The 21910-nt window shown below is 74.3% G+C and carries 19 protein-coding genes; 12 read left to right on the top strand and 7 right to left on the bottom strand.

Annotated elements, in window-relative coordinates; translation table 11 throughout:
* Positions 1-13: 13 nt before the first annotated feature.
* From cobA to HLI28_RS04585, 3 genes are read right to left on the bottom strand one after another with little or no spacing between them, the layout of a single operon-like run.
* Positions 14-1315, bottom strand: a complete 1302-nt coding sequence (cobA, locus tag HLI28_RS04595) for a uroporphyrinogen-III C-methyltransferase (protein ID WP_171246339.1) — start codon at positions 1313-1315, stop codon at positions 14-16.
* A 19-nt stretch (positions 1316-1334) separates the two neighbouring features.
* Entirely contained in the window at positions 1335-2213 is an 879-nt protein-coding gene (locus HLI28_RS04590) for a phosphoadenylyl-sulfate reductase (RefSeq protein ID WP_305064703.1), read from the bottom strand.
* Positions 2210-3931 (bottom strand): nitrite/sulfite reductase, encoded by a 1722-nt coding sequence (locus HLI28_RS04585; protein WP_171246338.1) that lies wholly within the window; start codon positions 3929-3931, stop codon positions 2210-2212. The genes HLI28_RS04590 and HLI28_RS04585 overlap by 4 nt, the downstream gene beginning before the upstream one ends.
* A 362-nt stretch (positions 3932-4293) precedes the next feature.
* Here HLI28_RS04585 and HLI28_RS04580 point away from each other — a divergent pair, with 362 nt between their 5' ends.
* From HLI28_RS04580 to HLI28_RS04570, 3 genes are read left to right on the top strand one after another with little or no spacing between them, the layout of a single operon-like run.
* Positions 4294-4665, top strand: coding sequence for a hypothetical protein (locus tag HLI28_RS04580; protein WP_171246337.1), 372 nt, complete (start codon positions 4294-4296; stop codon positions 4663-4665).
* Between the two features lie 37 nt (positions 4666-4702).
* Positions 4703-5185, top strand: coding sequence for a DUF456 family protein (locus HLI28_RS04575; protein WP_171246336.1), 483 nt, complete (start codon positions 4703-4705; stop codon positions 5183-5185).
* 35 nt (positions 5186-5220) lie between these two features.
* Positions 5221-5679: a GNAT family N-acetyltransferase gene (locus tag HLI28_RS04570; protein WP_171246335.1), complete on the top strand. Its 459-nt coding sequence runs from the start codon at positions 5221-5223 to the stop codon at positions 5677-5679.
* Between the two features lie 20 nt (positions 5680-5699).
* Here HLI28_RS04570 and HLI28_RS04565 read toward each other — a convergent pair whose 3' ends face one another.
* Positions 5700-7403: a DUF389 domain-containing protein gene (locus tag HLI28_RS04565; protein ID WP_171246334.1), complete on the bottom strand. Its 1704-nt coding sequence runs from the start codon at positions 7401-7403 to the stop codon at positions 5700-5702.
* 75 nt (positions 7404-7478) lie between these two features.
* Between HLI28_RS04565 and pcrA the strand changes: the two genes are divergently transcribed.
* The 5 genes from pcrA to purN all read left to right on the top strand — a co-directional run bounded on the left by pcrA (position 7479) and on the right by purN (position 14480).
* Positions 7479-10121 carry a DNA helicase PcrA gene (gene pcrA, locus HLI28_RS04560; protein WP_171246333.1) on the top strand — a complete coding sequence of 881 codons (2643 nt, stop codon included), beginning with the start codon at positions 7479-7481 and terminating at the stop codon, positions 10119-10121.
* Between the two features lie 209 nt (positions 10122-10330).
* Positions 10331-11503, top strand: coding sequence for an ADP-forming succinate--CoA ligase subunit beta (gene sucC, locus HLI28_RS04555; protein WP_171246332.1), 1173 nt, complete (start codon positions 10331-10333; stop codon positions 11501-11503).
* Between the two features lie 27 nt (positions 11504-11530).
* Positions 11531-12427, top strand: a complete 897-nt coding sequence (gene sucD / locus HLI28_RS04550; RefSeq protein WP_171246331.1) for a succinate--CoA ligase subunit alpha — start codon at positions 11531-11533, stop codon at positions 12425-12427.
* 115 nt (positions 12428-12542) lie between these two features.
* Positions 12543-13829, top strand: a complete 1287-nt coding sequence (locus HLI28_RS04545; RefSeq protein WP_216077375.1) for a cell division protein PerM — start codon at positions 12543-12545, stop codon at positions 13827-13829.
* A 9-nt stretch (positions 13830-13838) separates the two neighbouring features.
* Positions 13839-14480, top strand: coding sequence for a phosphoribosylglycinamide formyltransferase (purN, locus tag HLI28_RS04540; protein ID WP_171246330.1), 642 nt, complete (start codon positions 13839-13841; stop codon positions 14478-14480).
* Here the strand turns inward: purN and HLI28_RS04535 are convergent, their stop codons facing one another.
* Positions 14481-15038 (bottom strand): ArsR/SmtB family transcription factor, encoded by a 558-nt coding sequence (locus tag HLI28_RS04535; protein WP_171246329.1) that lies wholly within the window; start codon positions 15036-15038, stop codon positions 14481-14483.
* A gap of 73 nt (positions 15039-15111) precedes the next feature.
* Between HLI28_RS04535 and HLI28_RS04530 the strand changes: the two genes are divergently transcribed.
* Positions 15112-16380, top strand: a complete 1269-nt coding sequence (locus HLI28_RS04530) for an MFS transporter (protein ID WP_171246328.1) — start codon at positions 15112-15114, stop codon at positions 16378-16380.
* Between the two features lie 112 nt (positions 16381-16492).
* Here HLI28_RS04530 and HLI28_RS04525 read toward each other — a convergent pair whose 3' ends face one another.
* Positions 16493-17578, bottom strand: a complete 1086-nt coding sequence (locus tag HLI28_RS04525; protein WP_171246432.1) for an SDR family NAD(P)-dependent oxidoreductase — start codon at positions 17576-17578, stop codon at positions 16493-16495.
* Between the two features lie 63 nt (positions 17579-17641).
* Between HLI28_RS04525 and HLI28_RS04520 the strand changes: the two genes are divergently transcribed.
* Positions 17642-18229 (top strand): TetR family transcriptional regulator, encoded by a 588-nt coding sequence (locus HLI28_RS04520; protein ID WP_171246327.1) that lies wholly within the window; start codon positions 17642-17644, stop codon positions 18227-18229.
* A gap of 204 nt (positions 18230-18433) precedes the next feature.
* Complete coding sequence (gene purH, locus HLI28_RS04515; RefSeq protein ID WP_171246326.1) at positions 18434-20065, top strand: bifunctional phosphoribosylaminoimidazolecarboxamide formyltransferase/IMP cyclohydrolase; 1632 nt, start codon at positions 18434-18436, stop codon at positions 20063-20065.
* Positions 20066-20171: 106 nt separating this feature from the next.
* On the opposite strand, the gene HLI28_RS04510 is transcribed toward purH, so the two are convergent.
* On the bottom strand, positions 20172-21443 hold the full coding sequence (locus HLI28_RS04510) for an FAD-dependent oxidoreductase (RefSeq protein ID WP_171246325.1): 1272 nt from the start codon (positions 21441-21443) through the stop codon (positions 20172-20174).
* Between the two features lie 82 nt (positions 21444-21525).
* On the opposite strand from HLI28_RS04510, the gene HLI28_RS04505 reads away from it, so the two are divergent.
* Complete coding sequence (locus tag HLI28_RS04505; protein ID WP_171246324.1) at positions 21526-21855, top strand: DUF3017 domain-containing protein; 330 nt, start codon at positions 21526-21528, stop codon at positions 21853-21855.
* The last annotated feature ends 55 nt before the right edge of the window (positions 21856-21910 follow it).

The following is a 21910-nucleotide window of genomic DNA, read 5'->3' as shown; positions in this document are numbered from 1 at the left end:
GTGTCACGCCGTGTCACGAGGGGCTCACACCCTCGGTCGCGGCGGTGTGAGCCGCCCAGGCGGGTGACAGCCGCACGACGTCACCGATCACCGTGACCGCGGGCGGCTGCACGTCGGCCGCGGCGGCCCGGGCGGCGATGTCGGCCAGGGTGCCCACCGTGGCGCGCTGACGGGGTCCGTACCCGTCCTCGACCACCGCGACGGGGGTGTCGGCCGGGCGGCCGGCGGCGACGAGCGCCGTGGCCGTCGCGGCGAGGCGGGTGACGCCCATCAGCAGCACCAGGGTGTGCTCCGGCCCGCCGGGCACGGCGTCGAGCGCCTCGTGCGCGGTGAGGACGCTGAACCCGGCCGCCACCCCACGGTGCGTGACGGGGATCCCGACGGCGGCCGGCACGGACACCGCCGACGTCACGCCGGGCACCACCTCGACGTCGAGACCCGCGGCCCGGCAGGCCGTCAGCTCCTCGCCGCCCCGGCCGAAGACGTACGGGTCCCCGCCCTTGAGCCGCACGACGTCGCGTCCGGCGCGCGCGTGCTCGACGAGGAGCTCGTTGATGCGCTCCTGCGGCACGGGATGGTTGCCGGCGGTCTTCCCCACGTCGATGACCTCGACGTCGTCCGCGAGCGCCGTCAGGACGTCCCGGGGGGCGAGACGGTCCACGACGACCACGTCGGCGCTCGCCAGGAGGCGTCGCCCTCGTCCGGTGAGCAGTCCGGGGTCGCCCGGCCCGCCGCCGACGAGAGCGACGCGTCCAGCGCGGCCGCCGTCGGACCCGTCGCCCCCGACCGCGCGGACGCGACGCAGGGGCAGCTCGCCGGAGGTCAGCGCCGCCGCGACGGCGTCGCGCAGCCGGGCCGCGCGCCGGGGGTCACGACCGGCGTGCACGGACACGACGACGTCCGCCGCGGAGGGGTCCGGCCCGGAGCCGTCCGACGCCCGGGCATCCGCCGCGGGCAGGGAGGTGGAGGCGGGGACCCAGGCCGTGGCGGCGTCCGCGTCGGCCGCCACGACGCAGAAGGTCTGCGTCCGCTCGGCCTCGGCGGCCACCGCGCGGTCGACGGCGGGCACGCCGGTGGCGGTGTGCACGAGCCAGGCGCCCTCGAGGTCGCCCGCGCGGTACGCGCGGTCGGTGTGCTCGATCGTGCCGGCGGCGGCCGCGTCGGCCAGCTCGTCGACCACGACCGGTGACACGACGCGCACGCGCGCGCCGGCGTCCAGCAGGCCGCGGGTACGACGCGCGGCGACCGGCCCGCCGCCGACCACGACGACGAGCCGGTCCCGCACGCGCAGGCCCAGGGGATAGATGTCGTTCACAGGGTGTTCCTCGTCGGTCTCAGATGTGCAGGCCGCACTCGGACTTGTCCGCCCCCGCCCAGCGGCCGGCCCGGGCGTCCTCGCCGGGAGCGACGCGCCGGGTGCACGGTTCGCAGCCGATCGACGGGTAGCCGTCCTGCAGCAGCGGGTTGACCGTCAGTCCGTGCCGCAGGGCGTAGCCCACCAGCTCGTCGTCGCTCCACGCCGCGATCGGGTTGATCTTGACCAGGTTGTTGGACGCGTCCCACGCGACGAGCTCGGCCCTGGCGCGGGATCCGGAGTCCGCCCGGCGCACACCCGTGGCCCAGGCCTCGTAGCCCGCGAGCACGCGGCGCATCGGCTCGACCTTGCGCATGCGGCAGCAGGCCTCCGGGTCGCGGGCGAACAGGTCGGGGCCGTAGGCGTCGTCCTGCTCCGTGACGCTGAGCAGCGGGCGCACGTCCACGACGGTGACGTCGAGGGAGTGCGCGACGGCGTCCCGCGTGCCGAGCGTCTCGGCGAAGTGGTAGCCGGTCTCGCCGAACAGCACGTCCACCCAGGGGAGCTGGGCGCTGACGAGGGCGGCCAGGACCGAGTCGGTCATGGACGAGGCCACGGCGAGGGAGTCGCCGAACTCCGCCACCGCCCAGGCGACGACCTCCTCGGCCGAGGCCTCGTCCGCCGACCCGGGCCCGGACCCGCCGAGCTCCCGGCGGCCGCGCTCCGCGATCTGCGACAGCTCGACATCGGAGCGCCGTCGGCGCTCGCGGCCGTCCACGCGGGCGTTGCGGCGGGCGCGCGACATCTCCCGCTCGGCGGACCGACGCCGTGCGGCTGCCGCGGCACCGGCCAGCGAGGACGTGCCGGATCGCGTCGCGGCGGTGGGGCCGACGCCGAGACCAACCTGGACCGCCGTCACTGCAGCACCGCCTCGTCGGCGCGATGGGCCCACTCGGCGAACGACTCGCCGTCGGTGCGGTCCGCCGCGTACCGGCGGACGACGCGTTCGACGTAGTCCGCGATCTCGGTGGCGGGGATCTTGAGCCCGCGCACCGTGCGCCCGAGCCCCCCGGCGTCGTGGCCCTGACCGGCGAGGCTGCCACCCAGGTGGACCTGGAAGCCCGGCATCTGCTCGCCGTCGACGGTGATGATCTGGCCCTTGAGCCCGATGTCCGCCGTCTGGATGCGGGCGCAGGAGTTGGGGCAGCCGTTGACGTTCAGCGAGATCGGGCGGTCCAGCTGCTCGGCCTGCTCGTCCAGCCGCTGCTCCAGCTCGGCGATGACCCGTGCCGCGGTGTCCTTGGTGTCCACGATGGCGAGCTTGCAGAACTCGATGCCCGTGCACGCGATCGTGTTGCGGCGGAACAGGGAGGGCCGCGCGGTCAGGCCCAGCGGTTCCAGACCGTCGACCAGCTCGTCGACGCGGTCGGCCGGCACCCCCAGCACGACGACCTTCTGGTGGGCGGTGAGCCGGGCGGAGCGGGCCCCCACCGACTCGAGCAGGTCGGCGAGGCCGGTCAGGGTCCCGCCGCCCACGCGGCCGACGACGGGTGCCGCCCCGACGTAGAAGTCCCCGTCCTTCTGCTCGTGGACCCCGACGTGGTCGCCGGGCCTGGTGGCGGGCGCCGGGGGAGGACCGTCGGGCAGGGCGTACCCGAGGTACTCGGTCTCGAGGACCTCGCGGAACTTCTCCGGACCCCAGTCCTTGAGCAGGAACTTCAGCCGGGCCTTGTTGCGCAGCCGGCGGTAGCCGTAGTCGCGGAAGATCCGGATCACGCCGTGCCAGACGTCGGGAGCCTGGTCCGCCGTGACGAACACGCCGAGGCGCTCGCCCAGGCGCGGGGCGGTGGACAGCCCCCCGCCGACCCACAGGTCGAAGCCGGCACCCCGCTCGGGGTGCTCCACCCCGACCAGCGAGATGTCGTTGATCTCGTGCACGACGTCGAGGCTGGGGTGGCCGGAGATGGCGGTCTTGAACTTGCGGGGCAGGTTCGCGAGCGCGGGGTCGCCGATGAAGCGGCGCTTGATCTCGTCGATGACCGGCGTGGCGTCGATGATCTCGTCGGACGCGATGCCGGCGACGGGGCTGCCGAGGAAGGCGCGGGGCGAGTCGCCGCAGGCGGTCGTGGTCTCGAGCCCGACGGTGTCGAGGCGGCGCCAGATCTCCGGCATGCTCTCGATCTCGATCCAGTGGTACTGGATGTTCTGCCGGTCGGTGACGTCCGCGGTGCCGCGGCCGAAGTCCTCGGAGATGCCGCCGAGGACGCGCAGGGCGTCCGGGGTCAGCTCCGCGCCGTCGGTCCGCACGCGCAGCATGAAGTAGCGGTCCTCGAGCTCGTGCGGCTCGAGCGTGGCGGTGCGGCCGCCGTCGATGCCGGGCTTGCGCTGGGTGTAGAGGCCCCACCAGCGGAACCGGCCGTGCAGGTCGTCGTCGGCGATGGAGTCGAAGCCCTCGTGGGCGTACGTCGACTCGATGCGCTCCCGCACCTCGAGCGGCGGCCCCTCCTGCTTGAACTCCTCGTTGTGGTTCAGCGGCGTGGTGCCGTCGATCTTCCACTGGCCGTTCGGCTTCGGTGTCCGGGCGGGGCGTGCCGGGCGGCCGGCGGCGTCCTGCGGCGTGGTGGTCTGCGTCGTCATCGGGGGAGAGTCCTCGGGTCCTCGGGGTGGGACGCGCGCGACGACGGGACTCAGCGGGGGTGGGTGAGGACCGACGGCGCGCGCCGGTGCTCAGGTCCGCGGTGCGGAGGTGCTGAGAGGGGCGCGATCAGCGACAGCAGCACTGACAGCTGCACATGCACAGGTGCAGCGGGCACGCCGACATGGCACGACGGTTCGTCGTGCGCGTCCGGGGCGTGGCCGTGGTCATGGCGACGAATGTAACCCGAGGTGGTCGGCCCGCGAAAGCAGCGGTCCGCATCATGGGACGTGCGCGCGGCACGTGAGGCGTCCCACGGCGGCGATGGTCCGAGCGCCACCGTCCCGTCGCTAGGCTGGCCCCCATGGAGTTCCTCTACAACATCTTCACGGTGCTGCACTTCGTCGGGTGGGCCATCGTCCTGGGTGGCTACCTCGCCTCGCTGCGCACCCCGGGCCTGTACCGCGGCGTGTTCCACGGCGCCGCGACCGCCCTGGTGGCAGGCATCCTCATGGTGGGCGTCGCCGAGGTCGGCGGTCTGTGGGAGGACGGCGGCCCCTCCATGGCGAAGATCGGCGTGAAGCTCGCGGTCGCCCTGGTCATCACGGTGCTCGCCTTCGTCGCCAAGCGGCAGGGCCGCAAGGGGGACAACGGCACGGGTGCCGTCACCCCCGGCCTCAAGCACACGATCGGCGCGCTGACGCTGGTCAACATCGTCGTCGCCGTCTTCTGGTGACCCACCTTCCTCCCGCCGCACCCTCCGGGGGCGGCGCGTGAGCGTGCTCGGCGAGGTGCTCGTCGGCCTCGCGATCGCCGTCGGGCTCGTCGGCATCGTCGTCCAGGTGCTGCCGGGCAACGCCCTGGTCGGCGGCGCCCTGCTGCTGTGGGCCTGGGCCACGGGCGGGACGACGGCGTGGGTGGTCTTCGCCGTCGCCGCCCTGCTGATCGTCGCGGCCGAGACGGGCAACTGGCTCGTGGCCGGCCGGCACATGCGGCGTGCCGAGGTGCCGTGGTTCACGCTCGCCGTCGGCGGCATCGCCGGCATCGTCGGGTTCTTCCTGGTGCCCGTGGTCGGGCTCTTCCTGTTCTTCACCCTCGCGGTGATGCTCGTCGAGCTCGTGCGGCGCCGCGACCGAGCGGCCGCCTGGCAGGCGACCGTCGCCGCGCTCCAGGCGACCGCGATCACCATCGGCATCCAGCTCCTCGGCGGGCTGCTGGCGACCGGCGTCTGGATCGTCGGGCTCGGCCTCACCTGAGCCGCGGGGACGCACGGGCGTGTGACGATGACGCCGTGGAGATCCTCACCCGTCGACTCGACGACCTCGGCCCCCGGACCGTCTTCGACCTGTGCCGGTTGCGGCAGGACGTCTTCGTCGTCGAGCAGGAGTGCGCCTACCCGGACCTCGACGACCGCGACCTCGAGCCCGCGACGCGGCACGTCCTGCTGCTCGACGCGGGGCGGCTCGTGGGGAGCGCCCGCGTGCTCGACGACGGCGGCGAGCAGCGCGTCGGACGCGTCGTCTGCCACCCGGACGTGCGCGGGACCGGTGCCTCCGCCGTGCTCATGCGGGCTGCGGTGGAGGCCGCCACGACCGCCTCGCCGGGCCAGGACGTCGTGCTCGGCGCCCAGTCCCCGCTGGTCGGCTGGTACGCCACCTTCGGGTTCGTGCCGGACGGCCCCGAGTACCTCGAGGACGGGATCCCGCACACGCCCATGCGGCGGGTCGGGGCGGGCGCCTCGGCGAGCTAGCGGGGTGCGACCAGCCGGCGTCAGCCGAGGTCGATGTTCAGCCGTGAGGGCGACGGCGAGGGCGACACGGCCGGGACGCTCTCGATCTCGACCGGCGTGACGGCCACGTCGACGGCGTAGGAGCCGTCGAGCTGCTCGTCCAGCGCGGTCCGCAGGTCGGCGAGCTCGGGCAGGTCGTCCGCTGCACCGGCCAGGTCGACCTGGACGGTGCCGTCGGAGACCGAGACGGAGGTCAGGGTGAGCCGCGAGGAGTCGGGCAACCAGTCGTCGACGACCCCCTGGGCCGTGCGCTGCTGGGACGACGTCTCGAGCAGGCCGTCCGTGGTCAGCAGCAGCGGCAGCAGGATCACCAGCGCCGCGGTGACGAACGGTGCCATCGTGAGCAGGATCTTGCGGCCGCCGCGCCGCAGCTGACGCGGGTCGGCCACCCCGGTGAGGACGAACACCACGGCCGCCGCCAGCACGATCGAGACGAAGTTGGTGCCGAACAGCAGCAGGGCCCCGCCCGCGTCACCCAGGCGGCCGTCGCTGAGCGCGACGCCGACCACGGACAGCGGCGGGACCAGCGCCACGGCGATGGCGACACCGCCGAGGGAGGCGGCGACCCGCCGGTCGACCGTGGCGAAGGCGCCCGCGGCCCCGGCGGCGATCGCGACGAGCATGTCGAGCAGGGTCGGTTCCACGCGAGAGGTGATCTGGCTGTTGGTGTCGAACGGCACCACGATCGGCACCCAGGCGGCGATGACGAAGGCGAGGAGGACCGCCACCGCCGTCCCGGCCAGGATGAGGGCCAGGGAGCGCACCGCCCGGAACGCCCAGCCGCTGACCAGGGCGGCCGCGAGCCCCAGGATGGGCGTCATGAGCGGGGCGACGAGCATCGCCCCGATGACCACCGCCGTCGAGTCCTGCAGGACGGCGAGCGTGGCGATGCACACGCTGAGCACGAGCATCGTCCACCAGGCGATCTGCTTGGCGGCCATCTCGGGACGTTCGAGGTAGAGCTGGTCGGCGATCTGCACCCGGCGCGTCGTCCCGACGTCCACGTGCTCGACCCAGGTCCAGATGATCTCGGTGAACGAGGGGTACAGCCCGTCGGGCGCCGGGAGCCGGCCGGCGGCGACGCGGTACCCGTAGGCGAGGGTGATCGAGCCCCCGAGGACGGCGACGACGCCGACCATCGCCGCGATCCAGTCGACGTACGCACCGGGGACGGCGAGGATCAGCACGGCCAGGGCGAGCCCGACGCCGCCGGCGGCGAAGCGCGGGGCCCGCTTGTCGCGGGACCTGCTGAACGCGGCCAGCAGCAGCGTGAGCAGGCTGCGGAAGAGCAGGTAGATCGCTCCGAGCAGGATGGTGGCGGCCAGCGCGGCGCGGGCCGACAGCAGGAAGACCAGCGCGAGCAGGACGGAGGCGAGACCGCGGACGGCGGACGTCATCCGGACCGTCGCGCGGACCTGCCGGCGTCGCACGGTCGTCCACAGGTCGTTCGCGCCCGAGACCAGCAGGCCGATGCCGACGACCGCCTCCGTCAGCTCGTGGGACAGGGCGGGCACCAGCACCAGCACCAGGCCGACGGCCAGCGCGATGGCCCCACCCACGGTCGAGGGGTTGACCAGGCGTCTCGGGTGGGCCAGCAGCTCCTGGAGGCTCAGGACGGGTGGAGCGCCGGCGGTCGTCCCGGTGCTCTCGGTGCTCTCGGTGCCGCCTCGTGCGGGGCTCTCCATGCGGAGACGATAGCGAGGGTCGGACCGCCCGGCGCGGCGTCGGGTGTCGGCCGCACCGCCTAGGCTGGGTGCGCCATGACTTCGCTCTTCGACAGCCTCTCGCTCCCCGGACTGGATCCGGCGCCCGCCGGCTACACCGCACGCCTGCCCACGACCGCACCGCGGTGGGACGACGGCGGCGCTCCGGACTGGGTGCCCGAGCCGCCGGCGGAGCCCGGGGCGGGTGCCGGCGCCGACACCGAGGCGGCCGAGGCGCTGCTGGAGGGCCTGAACGAGCCGCAGCGCGAGGCCGTCGTGCACGCCGGGGCGCCCCTGCTCATCGTCGCCGGTGCGGGCTCGGGCAAGACGCGCGTGCTGACCCATCGCATCGCGCACCTGCTGGCGACCCGGCGGGCGCGGCCGGGGGAGATCCTGGCGATCACCTTCACGAACAAGGCCGCGGCCGAGATGCGCGAGCGGGTCGAGCAGCTCGTGGGGCCGGCGGCCCGGCGGATGTGGGTGTCCACGTTCCACTCCGCCTGCGTGCGCATCCTGCGCCGCGAGGCCACGACCCTGGGGCTGCGCTCCAGCTTCTCCATCTACGACGCGGCCGACTCCCAGCGACTGATCACCCTGGTGTGCCGGGAGCTGGACCTCGACGTCAAGAAGTACCCGCCGCGCTCGCTGGCGCGGAAGATCAGCGACCTGAAGAACGAGCTGGTCGACCCGGACGCCTACGCGCAGCAGGCCGGTACCGACGCGACCGCGGAGGGATGGCGCGAGCGGGCGCTGGCCGGCGGCGGGATCGCCGACGCCTCGGTGCCCGCGTTCGACACGGTGCTCGCCGACGTCTACCGGCGCTACCAGGCGCGGCTGGCGCAGGCCAACGCGCTGGACTTCGACGACATCATCATGACGACGGTCAACCTGCTCCAGGCGTTCCCGAACGTCGCCGAGCACTACCGGCGCCGGTTCCGGCACGTGCTGGTCGACGAGTACCAGGACACCAACCACGCGCAGTACGTCCTGGTGCGCGAGCTCGTCGGCGGCACGCCGGGGGACGAGCCCGGACAGCAGGACGCGGTCCCGGCCGAGCTGACGGTGGTGGGTGACGCCGACCAGTCGATCTACGCCTTCCGCGGGGCCACGATCCGCAACATCGTCGAGTTCGAGCAGGACTACCCGGACGCGAGGACGATCCTGCTCGAGCAGAACTACCGCTCCACGCAGAGCATCCTGTCCGCCGCGAACGCCGTCATCGCGCGCAACACGGGCCGTCGTCCGAAGCGGTTGTGGACCGACGCCGGGGACGGGGCGAAGATCGTCGGCTACGTCGCCGACGACGAGCACCACGAGGCGCGGTTCGTCGCCGAGGAGATCGACCGGCTCGGGGACACCGCGGGCGTGCGTCCCGGCGACGTGGCGATCTTCTACCGCACGAACGCCCAGTCGCGGGCGCTGGAGGAGGTGCTGATCCGCGTCGGGCTGCCGTACAAGGTGGTCGGCGGGACCCGGTTCTACGAGCGCCGGGAGGTCAAGGACGCCGTCGCCTACCTGCGGGCGCTGGCCAACCCGGACGACGACGTCTCGGTGCGCCGGGTGCTCAACGTGCCCAAGCGGGGCCTCGGGGACAAGGCCGAGTCGCTCGTGGCCGGGTTCGCCGCGGCGGAGCGCATCTCCTTCGGCGCCGCCCTGCAGCGCGTCGACGAGATCCCCGCCGTCACCACCCGCACGCTGAAGCCGCTGCGGGCGTTCGCCACGATGATGGCCGACCTGCGGGCGATGGTCGAGGACGACGCCACCCCGGCGGAGGTCCTCGGCGCGGTCCTGGACCGGACGGGGTACCTCGCCGAGCTGCGGGCCAGCGACGACCCGCAGGACGCCACCCGTGTCGAGAACCTCGCCGAGCTGCACGCCGTCGCCGCCGAGTTCACCGAGATGGACCCCGAGGGCGACCTGGCGGATTTCCTCGAGCGGGTCTCGCTCGTGGCCGACGCCGACCAGATCCCTGACGAGGACGTCGCCGACGGGGGCGCCGAGCACGCGCACGACGAGGAGCCGGTCGAGGACCCGGGCGTGGTCACCCTGATGACGCTGCACACGGCCAAGGGCCTGGAGTTCCCCGTGGTGTTCCTCACCGGCATGGAGGACGGGACCTTCCCGCACATGCGCTCGCTGCACGACGACGCCGAGCTGGCCGAGGAGCGGCGGCTCGCCTACGTGGGCATCACCCGGGCGCGCGAACGGCTCTACCTGTCGCGGGCGGGCACCCGGTCGGCCTTCGGGATGGCCAACGAGTTCCCGCCCAGCCGGTTCCTCGACGAGATCCCGGCCGAGCTCGTCGACTGGCGGCGGGCGGAGTCGGCCACGCAGACGTTGCGGCGCGGCGGCTCGACCTGGGGCGGCGGCGCCTACGGCGCCGGCCGCGCACCGGCACGCGCCGGGTCCGGCGTCGGGTCGCGGGCGGTGGCGGGGAGAGCGCCGTCGAGCGGTCCGCCGCGGCCGATCGGCCGGACGGGCGGCGGGTCCGGCGGGCCGCGGTTCGGGTCGGCGACACCGCGGCAGGACACCGACATCCCGTCGCTGTCGGTGGGGGACAAGGTCACCCACGACGCGTACGGGGCGGGCACGGTGGTCGGCCTGGAGGGGACCGGTCAGAACGCCGTGGCGAAGATCGACTTCGGTGCCGACGGCACCAAGCGGCTGCTGCTGCGGTTCAGCCCCGTCACCAAGCTGTAGGCGCGAAACGTCCGAGATGCCTGCCGCGGCGGGCGAGGGCGTCCCCCGGGGCCTGTGGAATCGATCACGTCGAGGGGGCAGAATGCGCTGTGGGTGCCGTGGCCGGACGGCGGCGCACTACTCTGGAGCGCAGATGTCTTGACGTCGAGACATCGCTCAGGCCGGCCTCTGCCGACCCAGGGGCACAACCGATGGAAGGACGCAGCAGGGTGGACCTGTTCGAATACCAGGCTCGCGACATCTTCGAGAAGCACGGCGTGCCCGTGCTCGGCGGCGTCGTCGCGACGACGCCGGAAGAGGCTCGTGCGGGCGCAGAGAAGCTCGGCGGCGGCACTGTCGTCGTCAAGGCCCAGGTCAAGATCGGCGGCCGTGGCAAGGCCGGCGGTGTGAAGCTGGCGCACTCCCCCGAGGAGGCCGCCCAGAAGGCCGAGGAGATCCTCGGCATGGACATCAAGGGCCACACGGTCCACCGCGTCATGATCGCCGCCGGTGCGCAGATCGCCGAGGAGTACTACTTCTCGGTGCTCCTGGACCGCGCCCACCGGAACTACCTCGCCATGTGCTCCGTCGAGGGCGGCGTGGAGATCGAGGAGCTCGCCGTCGAGCGGCCCGAGGCGCTGGCCCGTGTCGCGGTCGACCCGGCCGTGGGCATCGACGCCGCCAAGGCGGCCGAGATCGTCGAGGCCGCCGGCTTCGACGCCGACGTCAAGGACAAGGTCGCCGCGGCGATCCAGCAGCTGTGGACCGTGTTCTCCGAGGAGGACGCGACCCTCGTCGAGGTGAACCCGCTGGTCAAGACCGAGCAGGGCGACATCATCGCCCTGGACGGCAAGGTCACGCTCGACGCCAACGCCGACTTCCGGCACCCGGACCACGCCGAGCTCGAGGACTCCGCCACCACGGACCCCCTGGAGGCGAAGGCGAAGGAGCACGACCTCAACTACGTCAAGCTCGACGGCGAGGTCGGCATCATCGGCAACGGCGCGGGTCTGGTCATGTCGACCCTCGACGTCGTCGCCTACGCCGGTGAGGCGCACGGCGGCGTCAAGCCCGCGAACTTCCTCGACATCGGCGGCGGCGCCAACGCGCAGGTCATGGCGGCCGGCCTCGACGTCATCCTGCACGACGAGCAGGTCAAGTCCGTGTTCGTGAACGTCTTCGGCGGCATCACCGCCTGCGACGAGGTCGCCAAGGGCATCGTCGGCGCGCTGGAGATCCTCGGCGACGAGGCGTCCAAGCCGCTGGTCGTCCGTCTCGACGGCAACAACGTCGAGAAGGGGCGCGCGATCCTCACCGAGGCGAACCACCCCCTCGTGACCCTTGCCGAGACCATGGACGGCGGCGCTGAGACGGCAGCAGCCAAGGCCGCCGCGACCGCCTGAGACGCCGGAAAGCGAAGATTCACTGACATGTCGATCTACCTGAACTCCGACTCCAAGATCATCGTCCAGGGCATCACCGGCGGCATGGGTGCCAAGCACACCGCCCTGATGCTCTCCTCCGGCGCCAACATCGTCGGCGGCGTCAACGCCCGCAAGGCCGGCCAGACGGTCGAGCACACCGACCACGAGGGCAACCCGGTCACGCTGCCGGTCTTCGGCTCGGTCAAGGAGGCCATGGCCGAGACCGGCGCCGACGTCTCGGTCGTCTTCGTGCCGCCGGCGTTCACCAAGGACGCCTGCGTGGAGGCCATCGACGCCGGCATCGGCCTCCTCGTGGTCATCACGGAGGGCGTGCCCGTCCAGGACACCGCCGAGGTCTTCGCCTACCTCGACGGCAAGGACACCCGGATGATCGGTCCGAACTGCCCCGGCATCATCACCCCGGGCGAGTCGCTGGCCGGCATCACCCCGCACACCATCACCGGCTCCGGCCCGATCGGTCTGGTCTCGAAGTCCGGCACGCTGACGTACCAGATGATGTACGAGCTGCGTGACCTGGGCTTCTCCACCGCGATCGGCATCGGCGGCGACCCGGTCATCGGGACGACGCACATCGACGCGCTCGAGGCGTTCGAGAACGACCCGGCCACCGAGGCGATCGTGATGATCGGCGAGATCGGCGGCGACGCCGAGGAGCGGGCCGCGGCCTACATCGCCGAGCACGTGACGAAGCCGGTCGTGGGCTACGTCGCGGGCTTCACCGCCCCGGAGGGCAAGACGATGGGCCACGCCGGCGCGATCGTCTCCGGCTCCTCTGGCACCGCCCAGGCGAAGAAGGAGGCCCTCGAGGCCGTCGGCGTCAAGGTCGGCAAGACGCCGTCCGAGACCGCCCGTCTCATGCGCGAGCTGCTGCAGAGCCGCTGAGCGTCCCGCGCGCCCGACGACGCCCGCCCCGCCCGCACCTGCCGGGCCGGGCGGGCGTCGTCGTCCTCGGCGTGGCAGGGGCCTGCGCCCGTCGGCCCCGGGTGACGATGGGCCGATGAGCACCACCGCCAGCCGCCGGAACGCCCCCGTCGTCGAGCCGGAGCCGCCCCGCACCTTCCGGGACCGGTTCACCCTGGCCTCCTCGGGGGTGTGGGCTGCGCTGCAGGCCGCCGGGCTGTCCTACGCGGCCGTCGCGCTGCTGGCGGTGGCGGCGGTGCTGGACTCCCCGAGCGCGTCCGGGTCCGACGGCGGCCTGGGGGCCGGCGGGACGGCGGCGACCGGCCTGTGGCTGCTGGGGCACGGGGTGCCCCTCGCGGCGGCCGGTGCGACGGTGACCGTCGTGCCGCTCGGGCTGACCGCCCTGGCGCTGTTCGTCACGCACGTCACCGCCAAGCGGTCGGCCGTGCCGACGCTGGCCGCGTGGCTCGGGGGCACGATCACCTACACGCTGGCCCTCGTGGCGGCGACGGTCGTGCTGGCGGCCGGTGCCTCCCCGTCGCCGGCGGTCGGTGAGGTCGCGGTCCAGGTCGGCGCCGCCGTCCTGGGCGGTGTCGTGCTGGGCGGGGGCGGGTTCGCCCTCGGCATGTTCTCCGCGCCGGACGGCCCGCTGCTCGCCGGTCTGACACCGCGGCTGGACCCCGTCCTGCCGGACACGGCGCGGCTCGGGCTGCGGGCGGGACTGGTGGGGCTCGGCCTGCTGACCGCGCTCGGTGGGGTGCTGACGACGGTCTGGGTCGTCCTCGGGCGAGGGACCGCCGCCGAGGTCGCGGCGGGTCTGGGCGGGAGCTGGTTCGCCGTCGTCGTGCTGCTGCTCACCCAGGCGGCCCTGGTCCCGAACCTGGTGCTCTGGTCGACGGCGTGGCTCGCGGGCCCGGGGTTCGCGGTCGGTGCGGACAGCACCTTCTCGGCGGCGGCGACCGAGGCGGGCCCGCTGCCGGGGCTGCCGCTGCTCGGTGTGCTGCCGGGCCCGGCCTGGTCGACACCGGTCGCGCAGTGGACGCCGGTGCTGGTCGTCGGTTGCGGCGCGGCGGCGGGGTGGTTCGCCTGGCGCCGGCTCGAGCCGAGCCTCGTCCGGGTGCCCGACCTGGCCTGGATCGCCGGCGGGGTGGCCGTCGCCGCCGGCGCGGTGACCGTCGTGCTCCAGCAGGTCGCCGGCGGGTCCGCCGGCGCGGAGCGGTTCGCGGTCGTGGGCGCCGACGCCTGGGTGACGGGCGGGGTCGTCGCGGCCGAGATCGGCGGCGGGGCGGTGCTGGTGCTGCTCGGGGCCGTCGCGCGCCGGTGGCTGGCCGCCCGGAGATCGCAGGCCGCGCCGGACGACGGGAACACCCCGCCGGGGACGTAGGGTGGGCGCGTGCAGACACCGTCCGGCCATCCTGTACCCCCCACGTCCGGCGCGCGCCTCGTCGTGCTCGCCTCGGGCGGTGGGTCGAACCTCGCGGCGCTGCTGGCCGCGCACGAGGACGAGGCGTACGGCGCCCGGGTGGTCGGGGTCGTCTCCGACCGGCCCGACGCCGGGGCCCTGGACCTGGCCCGGGACGCCGGGGTGACGTCGGTGGCGGTCTCGCCGGCCGACTTCGCCGACCGCGCCGCCTGGGACCAGGGGATCACGGAGGCCGTGGAGGTCTTCCGCCCCGACTGGGTCGTGCTGGCCGGTTTCATGCGGATCCTCTCCCCGGACTTCCTGGCCCGCTTCCCGGGCCGGGTCGTCAACACGCACCCGGCGCTGCTGCCGGCGTTCCCCGGAGCGCACGGCGTGCGCGACGCGCTCGCCTACGGCGTGAAGATGACCGGCTGCACGGTGCACGTGGTCGATGACGGCGTGGACACCGGGCCGATCATCGCCCAGGCGGCCGTGCCCGTCCTGGACGACGACGAGGAGTCGGCGCTGCACGAGCGGATCAAGGTCGCCGAGCGGTCGCTGCTCGTGGAGACGGTCGGACGCGTGGCCCGGGAGGGGCTGCGCGTCGAGGGCCGCCGCGCCGCCATCGGCTGATCAGCCCTCGTCGCGAGGACCAAGCGCCAGGAGGACCTGGTAGGCGTCGCGGGGGGCGTCCGGGTCCTGCCGTGCTCGGGAGAACGCGCGGTCGGCCCACTTCTCGTGGAACGCGACGAGCTCGTCCCGGAACGCACGGGCCTCGTCAGGGGTCAGCGACACGTTGTTGATCACGAGCGCACGGCGCTTGGTGCCCTCGTCGGCAGGCCCGCCGTCGTTCGCCGTCGTGAAGAGCCGCTCGACCCAGGCCAGCGCGGGTCGCAGGATCTCCGTGGCGGTGCCGGCGGTCCCCGGCTCGACCCGGAAGTTCTCGGCGACGGGCCGCCAGACGCGGTCGCGCCCGTCGCGCGCCAGTTCCGGCGCCTCCACGACCATCCCGGCCTTCGCGAGCGTGCGCAGGTGGAAGCTGACCGAGTTGGCCGGGGCGTCGACGGACCGCGCGAGGTCGGCCGCCCGGGCGTGCCCCGCCACGACGAGGTCCATGAGGATGCGCTGACGCAGCGGGTGGGCGATCGCCTTCAGCGCCTCCGGGGTCTGCACCAGGAACGTGTCCTCCATGCCACGGAGTTTATCAACGACTATTGCGCAAGGCCTATTGCGCAACAAAGGGTGCGCACGTACTGTTGCGCAGGTGACCGTCCTCGCCGACCCGACCTCGGGACACCCGCCGCGCAGCCTGCTGCGCAACCGCTCCTACCTGCTCGTGATGTCCGGCCTCACGGCCCAGGCCTTCGGGGCGGGCATGGCGGCGTTCGCCGTGCCGCTGCTGGCCTACGCCGTGACCGGCTCCGTCTGGCAGGCAGGGGTGATCTCCGCCGTCGGGCACGCCGGAGCCCTGCTGGCCACCCTGCCCGCGGGCGTCGTCGCGGACCGGGTGGACCGCCGTCGCCTCGTCGTCGTGGCGGCGATGGTGGCGGCCCTGGCGTGGGCGAGCGGCGCCGTCGCGGTGCTGGCCGGGGCGCTCGGGGCGTGGCACCTGATGGCGCTGCTGCTCGTCTCCTCCGTCGCCGGGTCCTTCGTCGACCCGGCGGTGGCCGGTGCCTTCCGCTCCGTCGTGCCGCAGGACCAGCTCGCGACCGCCTATGCCGCGGCCCAGGGCAGGGACGCGGCGGCCGGCCTCGCCGCCGGCCCGATCGGCGGGCTGCTCTACGGCATCGCGCACGCCGTGCCCCTGGTCGCCGGGGCCCTCGGGCACCTGATGACGGCGATCTGCACCTGGCTGGTGCGGGAGCCGCTGCACGCCGACCTCGCCGAGGCGCGAGGCACCCGACCCCTCGCCGCGTTGCGCGAGGGGCTGCGGTACGTGTGGTCGGTCCCGCTGTTCCGGATCTGCCTGGGGCTGTTCGCCGTCATCAACGTGGCCATCAACGCGCTGCTGGTGGCGATCACGCTCGACCTGACCGCCGCCGGCACGCCGGCCGCGCAGATCGGCCTGCTGTCCGGCACCGCCGGGGCGTCGATGCTGGTCGGTGCGCTCCTCGCGCCGGCCGTGGTCGCGAGGGTGCGTGTGGGCGTGGTCACGCCGCTCGCGCTGGCGATGGTGGCCGTGTCCGCCGTCGTCATGGCCGCGACCCAGGACTTCGTGGTCCTCGTCGTGGCGCTCGGCCTCGGCGTGCTCGGGGTGCCGGCGGCGAACGCCGGCCTGGCCGGGTACGTCGCCGCGATCACCCCGCCGCAGATGCAGGGCCGGCTCTCCTCGGTCCTGGAGCTGTCCGGGGTCGTCGCGCTGCCGTCGGCGCCCCTGGTCGGTGCGGGGCTGCTGGCCTCGGCCGGGTTGCCGGCGACGCTCGTCGTCCTCGCCGGGGTGCTCGGCGTCGCGGTGGTGGGCGTGTGGTGCGCCCGGCCCGTGCGTCGGATCGGGCTGCCCGCGAGCTGGGCCGACGACGCGATCGAGCCCTGATCCACTCCCCGCAACGCATCCCGCGCCCGCTCTTCGCTGTGGGCATGAGATCTGCAGCTCTGCGACCTCGGGGAGCTGCAGATCTCATGCCCACAACGGGGCGGGGAGGCGGTCAGGCGGCGGACCAGCCGCCGTCCGAGGCCAGGACCTGGCCGTTGATGTTGGTCGAGTCGGCGGAGAGCAGGAACGAGATCGAGGCCGCGAGCTGTTCCGGCACCGCGATGTCGGCCATGAGCCCCATCGCGGACTGGACCCGCCCCATGCCGAACTCGTCCACGTCCTGCGGGCTCATGCCGGTGGCGACCCCGCCGGGCGCCACCGCGTTCACCCGCACGCCCGTGCCGGTGTACATGAAGGCGGCGTTCTTGGTCAGGCCGACGACCGCGTGCTTGGAGGCCGTGTACGCGGCCCCGGACGCCGACCCGCGCAGGCCGGCCTCGGAGGAGACGTTGACGATCCGCCCCTCGGCGGCGGCGAGCATCCCCGGGACGACGGCGCGCATCAGCTTCATCGTGCCCGTGACGTTGACGGCGAAGACCCGGTCCCAGGTGGCGTCGTCCACGGTGTGCACGGCGGCGAACCGGTCCATGATGCCGGCGACGTTCGCCAGGCCGTGGACGCTTCCCCCGGCGGCCTCCAGGATCCGGGCGACCCCGGCGTCGTCGGTGATGTCGGCGGTCACGGGGACGATCTCGGCACCGTCCGGAAGCCGGCCGGAGCCTCCGAGCTCCGCCCGCAGCTCCTCCAGACCCGCGGCCGTCATGTCGACCGCGACCACGCGGCCTCCCTCGCGGGCGACGCGGGAGGCGGTGGCCCGGCCGATGCCGGACGCCGCGCCGGTGACGACGACCGTCTGACCGGTGAAGCGTCCGGGGGTGATCTCCTCGACGAACTCCGCGGGCTCCGGGGTCTCGGCACGGGTGTCCCCGGTCGCGGCGCCGGATCCGGGGGAGGTCGCCGGTGCGGTCGTGCCGCCGGCCGCCTTGGCGGCGCGGACCTGCTCGACGAGCTGATCGGCGGCCTCGCGGGAGAACTTGCCGCGGGAGACCTTGATGAGCTTCTCGAAGCTCATGCGCTTCACGGGGGCCAGGGCCTTGGTGGTCTGTCCCTGGGCGGCCAGCATCTCGGTGAGGGCGGCGTTGCCCTCGGGGTCGGCGAGCCACTCGCGCACGGTGTGCTGGAGCGTGAGGTCGGCCATGGTGATCACTCCCGGTCCTGACCGGACAATCGTGTCCGGTTCGCTGTGTCTAAAGTAGCACCCGTGAGCACGTCGGTGAGCAGCAACGGTCGGCGGTCCAACCCCGGGCCTCGGGCCGCGGCACGCAACCGGGCGGCGCTGCTGGCCGCGGCCCGCGAGATCTTCGCCGAGCACGGTGCCGACGCACCGCTGAACTCGGTGGCGCGCCGCGCCGGTGTCGGGCAGGGCAGCCTGTACCGCCACTTCCCGGACAGGCTCGCCCTGGTGCTGGCCCTGTTCGAGGAGCAGGTGACGACCGTCGAGGAGCTGGCCCAGGACCCGGACGTCTCGCTGCTGGACCTGCTGGGGGTGATCACGCGGCACGCGATCGACTCGGTGGTCAGCATCGACCTGGCGGCCGCCGACCCCGAGGCTCGGCCCGACCCCCGGCTCCTGGACCTGACCGCCCGGATCGGGGAGGTGGTCCGGGGGCGTCTGGACGACGCGGTGGCCCGCGGCCAGCTCCGGGCCGGCACGACCGTGGAGGACGTGCTGCTGGGCATCGAGATGGTCGCCTCGGCGCTGACCCGGCGGCCCGCCCGCGAACGCGACGCCTACGCCGTGCGCGCCTGGCGGCTGCTGGGCGTCGACGTCGTCCCCGCGCCGCGCTGAGTCCCGGTCCCGCACCGGGCTGGTGGCCGCGGGCGAGGACCCGCCGGTAGGATCGGCCCCGGTCGTGACTGGCGAGGGTGGAGCCACCACCGGGGAGCGGCCGACTCGGCCCGCCCGTCCGCCGTGCGGGTGCGAACCACGCCGTGCGCGCCGCCCGCCTGGGTGCCAGGGTTTCCGCGAAGGTCCGACCCCGAGGAGACCATGATGTCCGGTGCCCACCCCGCACCCTCGACCCCCGACGTCCAGCTCGCCGACGACGCCCGCCGCCCGATCCGTCGGGCGCTGCTGAGCGTCTACGACAAGACCGGCCTCGCCGAGCTCGCCACCGCTCTGCACGGCGCCGGCGTCGAGCTGGTGTCCACCGGCTCGACCGCGGCGCGGATCGCCGACGCGGGAGTGCCCGTCACCCGCGTCGAGGAGCTCACCGGGTTCCCCGAGTGCCTCGAGGGTCGCGTCAAGACCCTGCACCCGCGGGTGCACGCCGGCATCCTCGCCGACACCCGCAAGCAGGACCACATGGACCAGCTCCGCGACCTCGAGATCGAGCCCTTCGACCTCGTCGTGGTGAACCTCTACCCGTTCGCCGAGACCGTCGCGTCGGGGGCCGCTCCCGACGCCGTCGTCGAGCAGATCGACATCGGCGGCCCCTCGATGGTCCGCGCCGCCGCGAAGAACCACCCGAGCGTCGCGGTCGTCGTCGACCCGGCCCGGTACGACGACGTCACCGCCGCCGCGCAGGCGGGCGGGTTCACGTTCGCCGAGCGCAAGCGCCTCGCCGCCGCGGCCTTCGCGCACACCGCGACCTACGACGTCGCCGTCTCGGCCTGGTTCGCCAGCGCCTACGCCCCCGACGAGGCCGCGACCACGTCCGGCATGCCCGACGTCGTCGGTGCGACCTACGAGCGCTCCGACGTGCTGCGCTACGGCGAGAACCCGCACCAGGGTGCCGCGCTGTACACCCGCACCGACGGTGCGACGGGTCTGGCCCAGGCCACCCAGCTGCACGGCAAGGCGATGAGCTACAACAACTACGTCGACGCCGACGCCGCGTGGCGGGCCGCCCACGACCACGCCGACCCGGCCGTGGCGATCATCAAGCACGCCAACCCCTGCGGCATCGCCGTCGGGGCCGACATCGCCCAGGCGCACGCCCGCGCCCACGCCACCGACCCGGTGTCCGCGTTCGGCGGCGTCATCGCGGCCAACCGGACGGTCACGAAGGCCGCCGCCGAGCAGATCGCCCCGGTCTTCACCGAGGTCGTCGTGGCGCCGGGCTTCGAGCCCGAGGCGCTCGAGGTGCTGCAGGCCAAGAAGAACATCCGCCTGCTCGTGGTCGAGGGCGCCCCGGAGGCACCTGCCGAGACGCGGCCGATCTCCGGCGGCCTGCTCGTCCAGGCGGTCGACCGGTTCCAGGCCGCCGGCGACGACCCGGCGTCCTGGACGCTGGCCGCCGGAGAGCCCGCCGACGAGGCGACGCTGGCCGACCTCGCCTTCGCGTGGCGTGCCGTGCGTGCCGCGAAGTCCAACGCGATCCTGCTCGCCGCCGACGGTGCCGCCGTCGGGATCGGCATGGGGCAGGTCAACCGGGTGGACTCCTGCCGGCTGTCGGTGGAGCGGGCCAACTCCCTCGCCGAGGGTGCCGAGCGCGCCCGCGGCGCCGTCGCGGCGAGCGACGCCTTCTTCCCGTTCGCCGACGGGCTGCAGGTGCTGCTCGACGCCGGCGTGCGCGCCGTCGTCCAGCCCGGTGGGTCGATCCGGGACGAGGAGGTCGTCGAGGCGGCGAAGGCCGCGGGCGTCACGATGTACCTGACGGGGACGCGGCACTTCGCCCACTGACCCCTCGCCGCATCGAGCGTGCTGGAACGGTCCCTCATCACCGCTGATGAGGGACCGTTCCGGCACGCACGACGGCCGCAGGGGGTCGTGAGGGGGGCCTCGGGGGTCAGGTCACGACGGCGGTGCGCAGCTTGACGGCCGGGTCGGCGGCCCGCTCCAGGTCGAGGCGCAGGGGTCCGGGGCGGTTCATCGCCCGGCGGACCGCACCGACCTCCTTCGGGGAGTCGACCAGCAGCACCGCCCGGACGGCGGCGTCGTGCGTCGACGCACCGGCCTCCGGGTGCGGGTCCGTCCAGAACGCCGCCCAGGGGCCGTCGCCCGGGGTGCCGCGCCACGCCGCCGGCGCGCCCTCGGGCAGGCCGAACAGCGCCAGGTCGTGCCCGAGCTGGCGGGAGAACACGTAGGGCGCGTGCGGCGGCTCGACGGGCAGCCCCAGCATCGCCCGGGCCGTGGCGTCCGGGTCGTGCAACGCGGCCGACCAGTGACCGCCGGGGACCACACCCAGCTCCGGGTGCGGGCGCGAGGCCACGTCGCCCACGGCCCACACGCCGTCGACGCCCGGCACCGCACCCCCGGCGTCGACGAGCAGCCCGCCGGTCGGGTCGAAGACCGTCTCGGGGAAGGTCTCGCGCAGCCAGACCGTCGCGGGGCGCGCGCCGACCGCGACGAGCACGACGTCGGCGGGGACCTCCTCGCCGGAGGCGAGGGTGACGCCGTCACGGCGGACGGCGGCGGCCCGCGACCCGACGCGCAGGCGGACGCCCGCCGCGGCGTACCACGGCGCCAGGTGGTCGCCGACCTCCCTGCCGAGCTGGCGCGCCAGCGGCGCCTCGTCCGCCTCGACGACCGTGACGTCCACGCCGGCGCCGGCGGCCACCCCGGCGATCTCCGCGCCGATCCAGCCCGCGCCGACGATCACCAGCCGGCAGCCGGGGCGCAGGTCGCGGCGGAGCCGGTCGGCGTCGGCGGCGGTGTGCAGCACGTCGGCCTCCCAACCGGGCGGCAGCACGGGCCGGGACCCGCAGGCCAGCACGACGGCGTCGGGGGCGAGGGTCTCGCCCGACCGCGTGGTGACCGTCGGGCCCGGCCCGACGGCGGTGGCCGGGTCGGCGAGCCGCACCTCGTCGGTGAGCTCGTCGAGGTCGACCCCGAGGTCGTCGCGCAGCCACAGCGGGTCGGTGCGGGACAGCAGCTCCTTCGACAGCGGCGGCCGGTCGTACGGCGGCAGCCCCTCCTCCCCGAGAACGGTCAGGCGCCCGTCGAAGCCGTGGGTGCGCAGGGCCGTGGCCGTCTGGGCGCCGGCCAGACCGGCTCCGACGACGACGACGGAGCGCGGTGGCCGGGAGGCCGCGGCGGGGGAGTCGTGGGTGGATGGCACCCGACCAACCTATCCGGGCTGCGACGGCGTCCTCGCGTCGAGGGCGACGCTTGTGCCTGGTCGGCCAGGTAGTCTCGAGGCCGTGGTTCCCGACACCCCGCACCCCGCGCGGCCGCCCTGGCACGCCCTCGACGCCGGTCCTCGGCAGCATCGTGACGCGCGCAGCCCGGTGCCGGCGATCCTGGTGGTGCTCGCCGGGATCCTGCTGGCCGTCCTGCTCGGGCTGCTCGTCGGTGCCCGCGTGGGCTCCCTGACGATCGCCGGCACCCTGGCGGTGGCCGGCACCTGGCGGGCCGTCGCGCCGGGCGGGCCCGCGGGGCTGGCGATCCGCAGCCGCGGCTTCGACGTCTTCCTGTGCTGGTCCGCCGCGACCGTCGTCGCCGTGCTGGCCCTCACCGCGCCGGGCGTCTAGCACCCCCGGCACGACGAACGCCGGGTGGTGGTCCCGCGGGACCACCACCCGGCGT

Origin of the sequence: Isoptericola sediminis, assembly GCF_013085345.1 — a bacterium.
Classification (GTDB): Bacteria; Actinomycetota; Actinomycetes; order Actinomycetales; family Cellulomonadaceae; genus Isoptericola; species Isoptericola sediminis.
This window is presented reverse-complemented; position numbering and strand designations above follow the sequence as displayed.